Genomic DNA, 11,223 nt, shown 5'->3' on the forward strand with positions numbered 1-11,223 from the left:
ATTATCTCGGGGACGCGGGCCCAAGCTGGCCATCGACGATCGCCCGGACCCGCCGCCGTAGCGGAGCCAGATCGCCTGCCTCGCGCCGCGCTGCGTGCTCCTCCGCATAGCGGAGCCGCTCGATGGCGTCGAGAGCGCGCTCGTTGTCCTCCGAGCCCCGGCACGAGACGGCGACTCCGTCCCGGTAGGTCCACGCCGGAGCGAGCGTGCTCCGGAACCGGGCGAGGGCGGCGTCCTCCCCGTCGGTCCCGGGGGCGGCCTCCCTGGCGCGCTCGACGGCCTGGACGAGCGCCAGGAGGCCCTCCTCGCAGCTCCCGTACGGCGACGGCGCGAACGGTAGAAAGAAGACCTGCCGGGCCAGCTGGAGGGTGCACGAGGCGATGATGAGCGCGGCGAAGCTGTAGTACGCGACCAGGGCGATGCGCCGGCCACGGGCGCGAGGCCCGCCAGGGCGCCGCGCTCCAAGAGGGCGCGCTCGCGCCTCGGCCCCTGGCACGGCCGGGGCGGGAGCGGTGGGCGCGGGAGCTTGAGCGGGCATGGGAGCTGCGATTCCTCGGGCGGGCAGGGGTGCGCGGCCGCCGCCGGTCGGGCTCCGCTTCCGCGGTCCCTTCCGCGCGGGCCAGTGCTATCACCTCGCCGCGGGCGCGACGAGATGCTGTTGGACGGGAGCAGCGCGAGGTGACCGAGAGGACCGCGGCGCTCCGCATTATCGCCCGCCGATCCGCTGCGGCGCTCTCCGCGCTGGCCCTCGTCGTCCTGGGCCCGCCCGGGGCCGCGCTGGCTCAGCCGCTCCAGGACAACGCCTACACGATCGACCTCTTCCAGGGGCCCATCCTGGCGCCGCTGCGCGTGACCGGGATCGCCGGCGCCTACGCCGGCTACGCCGAGGGGATCGCCGGCATGGTCGCCAACGCCGCGGCGCCCGCGCTCCGCGAGCCGTTCAGCATGACCTGGCTCGAGTGGGACGTGGCGGCGTCGATCTCGCTGCCCATCGAGCTCGTCGAGAACAACGATTTCGACAACAGCGGCGACATCGATCTCGACTACTCGAACTTCGTCTACACGACCCTCGGCGGCCAGCTTCAGGCGGGCGACTTCGGCGTCGGGGTCAGCGCCGAGCTGCAGCGGTACTCCCTGACGGACGAGGCCGGTGCCGAGACCACGGTCGTGACCGGCAAGTACCATTTCCTCGGCGGGGTCCGCCTGCTCGGCGACACGCTCGTGCTGGGCGCCGGCGCGCGCGCGGTGACGCTCAACCTCCAGGCCGAGCAGACCAACCTGACCATGGCGGGCATCTCCCCGGAGCTCGGGGTGCTCGTGCGCCCCGACTGGGCGTCCTACCGCCTCGGCGCCACGTTTCGCTTCCCGGTGAACGGCGGCCGCTTGCTCGGCGAGGGCGTGGTGATGGACGGGCAGGTCCGCCGCGCCGGCGGGCTGATCCTGCCGAACGAGGTCGTCCTCCCCTGGGAGCTCGAGGTGGGGCTCGCCGTGCAGGTCGGACCGCGCCCGCTCAACCCGGCGTGGATCGACCCGCACGTCCAGGAGCAGGAGCTCCGCGACGCGGTCGCGCGCAGGCAGGCCGCGCGGGAAGAGCGGAGGGAGCGCGAGCTCGCCGCCATCGACGACCCGGAGGAGCGCGCGCGGCGCGAGCGCGTCTTCGCGATGGAACGGGCGCGCGAGCGCGTCGCCGACGAGCGCGAGCTCGCCGTGGGGCCGGCCGTCCTCGAGGCGGAGCGGCGCGCCCGCTACGGGAACTGGCCGCGCGAGCACCTGCTCATCACGGCGGAGCTCCTCGTCACGGGCCCGGTGTCGAATGGGGTGAGCCTGGAGCGCTTCCTCGCGCAGAGGCAGCCGGGGAGCGAGCACGGCCCGTCGGCGGTGGGCACCTCGGGCGCGCACGTGAGCTTCTCGCCGCGGTTCGGGATCGAGACCGAGCCAATCCCCGGCCGCTTGCACACCCGGTTCGGCAGCTATTACGAGCCGAACCGCTTCGGCCGTCTGGGGAGCGGGCGCGTCGGCCGGCAGCACTTCACGTTCGGCGCGGACGTCCGCGTGCTGTCGACGACCCTCTGGGGCCTGCTCCACGACACCGCGTTCAAGCTGCAGGCGTCCATGGATCTCGCGCCTCGGTACGACAGCGTGAGCGCCGGCATCGGCGTCTGGCACTGAGCGCCGCGACGGCGCTCACGCCGACGGCGCGCGGCGGTGTTGCTCCGCGAGCAGCACGCGGAGGTGGCTCATCCGGGCGGGGTCGCGCTTGCCGAACTCGTCGAGCGCCGCGGCGACCGCGACCGGCGCGCCGCCGCGGGGCTCCTTCCGGAGCGCCCTCGCCGCCAGCGCGAGCGCGCGGGGGCACAGCACCTCCTCGATGCAGAGCCGCGCGGGCGGCGGCCGCCACGCGGCGTCGCGGTAGCCCCCCGGCGGCGAGGGCTCCGCGAGGAGCGCGAGGCCGTCCGCCTTCGCCTGCAGCGCCGAGAGGATCTCGCGCTCGATCGCGCTGCCCTCCTCGCGATCGCCGCAGCGCTCGATCGTGAAGATCGGCTTCGGCGCGCCGCGCCGCGCGGCGCCGAGCCAGCCCTTCCGCCAGCGCACCGCCGTGGCCCTGCTGATGGTCGCCTCGCCGCGCGCGACGAGGCCCGTGAAGGCGCTGAGCATCAGCACCTCGAACGGCGAGAACGCGTCGCCGCCCTTCGCCCCCGCGATGCGCGAGAGGTTCGCGGCCACGACGGGGAGCCCCGCCTCGATCGCGTCCGAGGAACAGAAGAGCGTCGAGCCCGCGGTCGTCGGGTGGAACCCCGTCAGGCTCACGCCCTCGCCGGCGCCGTACCACCCGAGGAGCGTGCGCACGGTCCCCCGGCGGGCCCCGTCGGCTGAGCAGTAAGCCCACGTGGTGCCCCAGAGATCGAACAGCGACCGCACGATCCACCGCGCGAGCCTCGCGCCGAGCAGAACGCTCGCCGCGAACAGCGCCGCGGCCGCGAAGGAGTCATCCGCGGCCCCGGCCAGGCCCGAGAGGAGCAGCCCGTAGAGCGCGGTGTACGCGAGCAGCAGCCCGCTCGTGATCGCGCTCAGGAACAGCTCGATCTTGGGCGACGCGCCGCGCGGCTCGGACCGCCGCCACACGGCGCGGTGAGGCGGCTCGCCGCAGCGAGCGCAGGGCTCCGCGGGGCCGCATCGCCGCCGCTTCCCGCAGCCGAGGCAGATGTCGATCGGGGGCAACCGGCTTGGCATCGGTGGTCCAGAATAGTGGCGCATCCTCGGTTCGTCGCCACGACCTGACCCACGACGCGGGCTCGCCGCGCCCACGGTTTCGCACACGCGCACAGGGCAGGAGCGCGCCTCTGCCCGCTTCGGGCTTGTCGTCGCGCCCTGTCCGGCGCATCGAGTCGCGCATGCTCCATCGCCGGCTCCGCATGGTCGCTGTCAGCCACCTCGCCGTCCTCGCCCTGTGCCAAGGCGTCGCCCTCGCGCAGCCGGCGCCTCCGCAGGGTCGACCGGGCCAGCAGGCTCAGCCGCGGCCGGGCCAGCAGGCGCCCGCGGCGGCCCCGGCGACGGCGCCCCCAGCTGCCGCCGCGCCGGCGGCGATGCCGCAGCGCATCGAGGTGAACGACCCGGCGCTCGCGCCCGTCCCCCCGCCGGCGCGCACGCTGGCGAGCTGGAACGACGCGCGCGCGATGATCGAACAGCGGTCGGTCGACTTCGCCATCGCCGTGCAGGAGGTCGCCCGCGCCGAGGGGGTCGCGCGGCGGGCGCTCGCCGCGGCGCTCCCGAGCCTCGACGCGCGCGGTGACGTGACGCACGAGCTGGCGGGCGGCAGCAGCGTGAGCCCCTCCCCGCCCGTGGAGCCGGGCGCGGGAGCGATCGAGGACGCGCCGACGACCGCGTCGGCGTCGCTCACGCTCCGCCAGCCCATCCTCGCCCCGCGCGCCTGGTACGGCATCGGCACCGCCAGGCGCTCGGTGGACGTCGCCAAGCTGAGCCTGGAGGATCGCCGCCGCGTCACCGTCGGCGCCGTGGCGGACGCCGTCGTCTCGATCGTCACGGCCGAGCGGGTCAGCGAGATCAACCGGGTCGGGCTTCGCAGCGCGCTCGAGCGGCTCGAGCTGACCCGGCGGCGCGAGCGCCTCGGCACCGGCACGAAGCTCGACGTCGTCCGCGCGGAGCAGGACGTCGCCCTCGCCCGCGCGACGCTCGTGTCCGGTGACGAGGCGCTGCGCAAAGCGCGGGAGACGCTCGGGGCCGTGCTGGGCGAGCGCGGCGAGGTCGGCGTCCCGCAGGGCTTCTCGCTGAACGCGATCGCGGCGGAGGTGCAGTCGCAGTGCGCCGAGGCGCGCTCGGATCAGCGCGCCGACGTGCGCGCCGCCCGGGCCGAGCTCGAGATCGCGGAGCGCAACCTCACCGACGCGAAGCTCGCGTTCGCGCCGTACGCCGATCTGTCGAGCACGCTGAGCGCCCGCACCTCGATCGGGGACGAGTCCACCCGAAGGGCGCGGTCCTGGGGGTGGTCCATCAGCGCCGTGCTCACCGTCCCCATCTGGGACGGCGGGGCGCGCTACGGCGAGCTCCAGATCAACAGGGCCGCGGTCGAGCAGCAGCGAGCGCGCCTCGGGGCGGTGGAGCGCACCGCAGGGCTCGAGACGACGCAGGCGGTCCGGGGCGTCGCCGTCGCCGAGCAGGCGCGCGCGGTCGCCGAGCAGTCGCGCGACCTCGCGCGCGAGACCGCGCGCCTCACGCAGGTCGCGTTCGAGGCCGGCACCGCGACGAGCTTCGATCTTGTCGAGTCCGGCCGCAGACAGCGCGAGGCCGAGCTCGATCTCGCGGTGCGGGAGTTCGAGGTGGTGAAGGCGAAGATCACCGCGCTGCTCGCGTCCGCCTCGTGCAAATGAGGTGCACGCAGGACGTGCGCGCGCCGAGCGCAGCCATGGCCCCGCGCGCCACCTCGCGCAGGGGTTGTGCCGAGCGACCGCGCGAGTAGGCTACGCGCCCGATGGATCGGCTCGAGAGCTACGTCGAAGGGCAGTGGCGCGCCGGCCAGGGCGCGCCGCACGTGCTCGTCAACCCCGCGACCGAGGAGCCGCTCGCCGAGACGAGCACGGACGGCCTCGACCTCGCGGCCGCGGTGGCGTTCGCGCGCGCCGAGGGCGGGCCCGCGCTCCGCGCGCTCACGTTCGCGGAGCGGGGCGAGCTGCTCCGCGCCATGTCGCGCGCCGCGCACGCCGAGCGCGACGCGCTCATCGACGTCGCCATCCGCAACGGCGGCAACACCCGCGGCGACGCCAAGTTCGACATCGACGGCGCGATCGGCACGCTCGCCTACTACGCCGACCTCGGCGCCCAGCTCGGCGACGCGCGGCTGCTCACCGACGGCGACGGCGTCCAGCTCGGGCGCTCGCCGCGCTTCTTCGGCCAGCACATCCTCGTCCCGCGCCCCGGCGTCGCGGTGCACATCAACGCCTTCAACTTCCCCGCGTGGGGGCTCGCGGAGAAGGCCGCCTGCGCGCTCCTCGCGGGCATGCCCGCCATCACGAAGCCCGCGACCAGCACGGCGCTCGTCGCGCTCCGGCTGATGAAGCTCTTCACCGAGCGCGCCCCGCTGCCGCGCGGCGCGCTCTCCTTCGTCGCCGGCCCGCCGGGCGATCTCCTCGAGCACCTCGGCGGCGAGGACGTCCTCGCCTTCACCGGATCGAGCGCCACCGGCGCCGCGCTCCGGCTCTTGCCCGGCCTCGTGCGCGAGGGCGTCCGCGTGAACGTCGAGGCCGACAGCCTGAACGGCGCCGTCCTCGGCCCCGACGCCGCCCCCGGCTCCGAGACGTACGCGATGTTCCTGCGCGACGTCGTGCGCGACATCACCCAGAAGGCCGGCCAGAAGTGCACGGCGATCCGCCGCATCTTCGCGCCCGCGGCCGTCGTCGACGCCGTGCGCGACGACCTCGTCGACCGCCTCCGCGACGCGCGGGTCGGCGATCCCGCGCACGACGGCGTCACGGTGGGGCCGCTGACCACGGCCGGCCAGCTCCGCGGCGTGCGCGCGGGCATCGAGCGCCTCGCGGCGGGTGCGGCGGTGGCGCTCGGCGGCGCGGGGCCCTTCGAGGCGATCGGGGTGCCCCCGGGCAAGGGGTACTTCGTGCCGCCGACGCTGCTCGTCGCGAGCGGCCCCGACGGCGCGCCCGCCGCGCACGAGCACGAGGTCTTCGGCCCCGTCGCCACGCTCTTCCCGTACGACGGCGGCGCGGCGCACGCCGTGGCGCTGCTGCGCCGGGGCCGCGGGAGCCTCGTCTGCTCCGTCTACAGCGACGACCGCGCCTTCGCGGCGGAGGTGCTGCTCGGCGTCGCGCCGTACCACGGCCGCGTCCTGCTCGGCAGCGAGAAGATCGCCGATCAGGCGCCCGGCCCGGGCACCGTCCTCCCTCAGACGATCCACGGCGGCCCTGGCCGCGCCGGCGGCGGCGAGGAGCTCGGCGGCCTGCGCGGGCTCCATTTCTACTCGCAGCGCACCGCCGTGCAGGGGTCGCGGCCGGTGCTGGAGGCGATCCTCGGGGCGAAGGGCGAGCCCCGTCCAGCGCCGGCGAAGCCGTAGATCGCGCAGGCCAGGGGTAGCTCTTTCCGTGGACTTTATGGTGAAGTCTCGCTCATGAGCGCCGGCCCGCAACTCATCGGCAAAACGATCGCAGGGCGCTTCCGCGTCACCGGGTTCATCGGCGAGGGCGCGATGGCCGCGGTCTACCGCGGCGAGCAGGACGCGGAGCCGCGCGACGTCGCCATCAAGATCATGCACCCGCAGCTGCTCGGCGACGAGACGTTCGTCACCCGCTTCTACCGGGAGGCGAAGGCGGCGTCGCGCCTCCACCACCCGAACACGGTGCAGATCCTCGACTCCGGCGTGGAAGGGCACCTGCCGTACATCGTGATGGAGCTCGTCGCCGGGCAGGACCTGTTCGAGGTCCTGCTCGCCGAGCGCCGCTTCTCCGAGGCCCGCGCCGCGCGGTTTCTGATCGGCATCACCGACGCCCTCGCCGCCGCCCACGCGCGGGGCATCGTGCACCGCGATCTCAAGCCCGAGAACGTGATGGTCATGCGGGATCCGGCGGATCCGTCGGTCGAGCGCGTGAAGGTGCTCGACTTCGGGATCGCGAAGATGGTCGAGAGGAACACCCGGGGCGGCGACGACGGGCCGAACAGCGCGCCCATCAGCGTCTGGGGCTCGGTCACCACGGTCGGCGTGGTCGTCGGCACGCCCGCGTACATGTCCCCGGAGCAGTGCCGCGGCGACGTCATCGACGGGCGCAGCGACGTGTACGCGTGCGGGGTGCTCCTGTTCCTGCTCGTCACGGGCCGGCTCCCCTTCCCGCCAACGGCCGTCGCGTGGGAGGTGGCGATGGATCACCTCCGGAAGCCGCCGCCCCCGCCGAGCCAGTTCCTCCCGCAGATCCACCCGGCCCTCGAGGCGATCATCCTCACCGCGCTCGCGAAGTGGCCAAACCAGCGCCAGCAGAGCGCGGCCGAGCTGCGCGACGAGCTCGAGCGGCTCCTCCCCCACCTGTCGGACGCGCTGCTCCCTGCCGCGCGGACGAGCGCGCCCGAGGACGCGCCGACCCTCGAAGTGGCGATGCCGCCGTCGCTCCGGAGCTCCATGACGGCCGCCCCGCCGCTGCGCGAGGGCGACATGCCGCCGCCGGCGCAGCGGGGCGAGGCGCTGGCGAGGTTCCGCGAGGCCTCGCTGACGGACGGGCCGCCGTCGAGCGCGATCCTGTCGCTCGCCGCGACGCTCCCTGGCACCGTCTTCCCGCGCGAGGCGCCGGCCGGACCGACGTCGGACGATTTCTCGCGCACGCTCCCGGCGGTGCGGCGGCTCATCGCGCCGACGAGCGATCCGCCGGCGAGCGACGTCGTGATCCACGATCGCAAGGACTTCGGGCCGCTCCTCCCCGGCGCGGGCGCCCGCGGGCCGTCCCCGAGGCCGGAGGCGCCGCGAGGCGCCGGCGCGACCGCCGCCGCCTCGCCGCCGCGGCCGCCCTCGCGGTCCTCGGCCGAGAGCGTCATCGAGATCGCGCCGGCGCCGATCCGGCGTGACCGCCGCCCGCCCGCGCGCCCGACGGACCTGTGGATGGTCAAGCTCGTGGTGCCGCTGGCGCTGGTGATCGGGCTGGCGCTCGGGGTGCTCGCCTTCTTCCTGAGCCGCTGACGCCTCGCGCCTCAGGCGCTGGCCGGCGTGACGGGCGCCTCGAAGGCGGCCGTTCTTCCCGAGCCGCCGACGCCTCGCGCCTCAGGCGCTGGCCGGCGTGACGGGCGCCTCGAAGGCGGCCCGGAGCGCCTGCGCGCGCAGCTCGATCGCCGCCGACGCGGGCGGCGGGACCGGCGCCTCCGCCTCGGCTGACAGCGCCATCGCGAACGCGTCGATCGCGGCCTCGACGACGCCCTCGATCGGGCGCGCCGCGAGCTCGTCGGGGGCGTCGTGGACCGCCACCATGCCCATCAGGACGGCGCGCACGTGGGCCGCCGCCCGCGGCGACGGCGCGGCGCTCCCCTCGTCGGCGCCGCTCACGCCGCGCGCGCCGCGCGCCCCCGGCTCCGCGCCGGCCCGCGCCGCCCTCGCGATCTCGGCGGAGAGCGGCCAGCTCAGCCGCGCCACGAGCCGCTCCTGCACGTAGGCGCGGACGCTCGCGTCGGTGCGCTTGCGCTCCTCGGGCAGCGCCGCGATCGGGCGCAGGTCGGACGCGAGCTCCCGGCGCGCCGGCTCGAGCGCCTTGTCGATCGCCGCAGAGAGCGCGCGCCGCTCGCGGCGCAGGTACGCCGCGCTCGCGCGGAGCCGGTCGGCCTCGGCGCGCGCCCTCCGCCCGGCCTCGCGGTCCTCGGCCGCGCGCGCCGACGCCGTCTGGGCGAGCTCGGCCGCGATGCGGCCCGCCTTGCGGCGGAGCGCGCGCTCGCGGAGCGCGTCGCTCGCGTCGACGATCTGCTCGGCGAAGAGCGCCTCGACCTCGGCCCACCCCGACGCCGCGAGCGCGGCCTCGTCGCCGAGGCGCCCCTTCAGCGAGAGCCGCGCCGAGAACGCGATCGGCGGCGTGAGCGAGGCGATGGCGCTCGCCGCGAGGCTGTCGCGCACGTGCGCGAGCACCGTCTCCAGGGCGTCGGGCTTGAGCCGGTCGGCCTTGTTCGCGAGGATCTGCACGGGCACGCCGAGCGCGCTGATCTCGGAGAGCACCCGCCGCTCCGACTCCTTCATCGCCTGGGGCGCGTCGAGCAGCCAGATGGCGACGTGGGCCTCGTCGAACGCCCGCCGCGCCTCGGCGATGTGATCGGGGTCGGGCGCGTTGAAGCCGGGCGTGTCGAGGATCTCGACGCGCTTGAGCCGCTCGATGGGCGCGTAGATGAACACCCGCGCGACCCTGTCCCCGGCCGCCGCGAGCGCGCGCAGCGTGTCCTTCAGCGCCGCGTGCGGCACGACGCGGTCCTGGCCGCCGCGCACGACGATGCGCGCGAACGGATCGGGCGCCCAGGCGACCCAGTGGAGCGTCGCGGTGGTCGGCAGGACGCCGGTCGGCGCCACGTCCTCGCCGAGCAGCGCGTTCAGGAACGTGCTCTTGCCCGCGTTGAACTCGCCCACCACGGCCGCGCGGAGCGGCCGCTCCCGCTCCACCGCGAGGGCCTCGATCGCCGCGAGCAGGTCGAGCCGGTCGAGGAGCTTGGCCGTGCGCGCGAGCTCGCGCAGCACGTCGCTCCACGCCGCGGCGGCGCGGGCTCCGGCGGGGCCGCCCGCGGGGGGCACCCACGCCTGCGCGATCGCGCGGCGCATGTCGTCGGCCCACGCCGCGCCCTCGCCGGTCACCGCGTCGAGCGCATCGAGCGCGCCGCTCCCCTGCCCCGCGGAGGCCATCGCCGCGGCGTCGCGCAGCCGGACGAGGTCGGGCGGGAGCGGGGGCGCCGCCGCGCCGCGCTGCTCCTTGTCGTCGTCCTTGGCCTTGGCCTTGCCGCGCGCGACGAGCGCGTCGAGCGCGCCGAGGTCGCGTGTCTCGACGGCCATGCGGAGCAGCGCCGCGGCGGCCGCGCGGTCGCCGGCGGAGAGCCCGCGCGCGAGCGCCTGCCGCGCGTCGTCGCGCCGCCCCTCGGCGAAGGCGAACGCGGCGGCCCAGGTCGGCTCGTCGAGCGCGCCCGCGGCGCGGACGACGCGGCGCACGCGGTCGACGACGAGCACGTCGCGGGAGGCGGCGACCAGGGCGGCGCAGAGCTCCGCCGCGCCGGGGACGTCGAGCACGAGCGCCCGCAGCCCGAGGTCGAGCGCCCGCCCCACCACGGCGGGCGGCAGGGCCGCCGCGGAGGAGCCCGCCGCAGGGAAGCCCGCCGCGGCGCTCGCCTCGGCCAGCGCGAGCCGGGCGAGCACGAGGGCGGCGCGCCCCTCGATCGCGGTGGGCTCGCCGAGGATCTCCGCGGCGGCGCGCGCGCCGTCGAGATCGCCGTACGCGAGCGCGCACTCGGCGCGGCGGAGGGCCACGTCGCGGTCGGGCACGGTCGTGAGCGGCGCCGGGATGCGGTCGAGCCAGCGCTGCGCGCGGGCCGGGTCGCCCGCGGCGAGGTCGAGGTCCGAGAGATCGAGCAGCGCGAGGCGCGCCGCGTCGCGCTCCTCCGGCGCCGATGTGGCCCGCTCGAGCGCGTCGCGCGCGCCGTCCCAGCCGATCCGCTGCCCCGCGCGGCCGAGGCGGAGCCACACGTCGGCGCGCCACGGGACGCGCTTCGCGAGATCCGTGAGCGAGGCGACGACCTCCTGGTCGAGCCACGCGTCCTCCGCGGCGTCGGCCCAGAGCGCGAGCCCCACGGCCGAGTCGGGCAGCACGGAGAGGATGGTGCGGGCGTGCTCGCGGGCCTCGAGGGGCATGCCCTTCGCAAGCGCAGCCTCGGCGGCGCTGCGCTCGTTCTCGAGGCCGAGGGCGAGGATCTCGACCCGCCCGAAGAACCGGTTCAGCGCCTCGACGAGCCTCGCCATGGGCGGGATGAAAGCCTTCCGGGAGGGCGGTCGTCCAAGGAAAAGCGAAGGCCGGAGCGGCGGGCAGCCAGGCTCCGATCTGGCCGGCGGCTCCCCCGGGGAGCCTCGCTGAAGGTCTCGACCTGGGCCAGGCCTCGAAAACGAGGGGACCGCCAGGTCCGGGCCTGGCTCAGCGTCTGGCGACGAGCGCTTTGCCAGGTCTCGACCTGGACCAGGCCTTGAAAACCAGGGAACCGCCACGTCTGGAC

General features: G+C 76.0%; 7 protein-coding genes. 4 read left to right on the top strand and 3 right to left on the bottom strand.

The genetic code is table 11. The features are described from left to right. Position 1: 1 nt before the first annotated feature. A complete protein-coding gene (locus WME79_RS20425; RefSeq protein WP_437538317.1) occupies positions 2 to 538 on the bottom strand; it encodes a hypothetical protein in 537 nt (178 codons plus the stop codon). A gap of 140 nt (positions 539 to 678) precedes the next feature. On the opposite strand from WME79_RS20425, the gene WME79_RS20430 reads away from it, so the two are divergent. Further along, positions 679 to 2,169 (top strand): hypothetical protein, encoded by a 1,491-nt coding sequence (locus WME79_RS20430; RefSeq protein WP_437538318.1) that lies wholly within the window; start codon positions 679 to 681, stop codon positions 2,167 to 2,169. Between the two features lie 15 nt (positions 2,170 to 2,184). On the opposite strand, the gene WME79_RS20435 is transcribed toward WME79_RS20430, so the two are convergent. Continuing rightward, entirely contained in the window at positions 2,185 to 3,231 is a 1,047-nt protein-coding gene (locus WME79_RS20435) for a hypothetical protein (RefSeq protein WP_437538319.1), read from the bottom strand. Positions 3,232 to 3,392: 161 nt separating this feature from the next. Between WME79_RS20435 and WME79_RS20440 the strand changes: the two genes are divergently transcribed. The 3 genes from WME79_RS20440 (at position 3,393) to WME79_RS20450 (ending at position 8,182) form a co-directional block, all read left to right on the top strand. Continuing rightward, entirely contained in the window at positions 3,393 to 4,886 is a 1,494-nt protein-coding gene (locus WME79_RS20440) for a TolC family protein (protein WP_437538320.1), read from the top strand. Positions 4,887 to 4,987: 101 nt separating this feature from the next. Continuing rightward, positions 4,988 to 6,577 carry a 3,4-dehydroadipyl-CoA semialdehyde dehydrogenase gene (locus WME79_RS20445; protein WP_437538321.1) on the top strand — a complete coding sequence of 530 codons (1,590 nt, stop codon included), beginning with the start codon at positions 4,988 to 4,990 and terminating at the stop codon, positions 6,575 to 6,577. A gap of 54 nt (positions 6,578 to 6,631) precedes the next feature. Continuing rightward, complete coding sequence (locus WME79_RS20450) at positions 6,632 to 8,182, top strand: protein kinase domain-containing protein (protein ID WP_437538322.1); 1,551 nt, start codon at positions 6,632 to 6,634, stop codon at positions 8,180 to 8,182. Between the two features lie 81 nt (positions 8,183 to 8,263). On the opposite strand, the gene WME79_RS20455 is transcribed toward WME79_RS20450, so the two are convergent. Beyond that, positions 8,264 to 10,975, bottom strand: a complete 2,712-nt coding sequence (locus WME79_RS20455; protein ID WP_437538323.1) for a dynamin family protein — start codon at positions 10,973 to 10,975, stop codon at positions 8,264 to 8,266. Between the last annotated feature and the right edge of the window lie 248 nt (positions 10,976 to 11,223).

The sequence above is a fragment of the Sorangium sp. So ce726 genome (assembly GCF_051521405.1).
GTDB lineage: Bacteria > Myxococcota_A > Polyangia > Polyangiales > Polyangiaceae > Sorangium.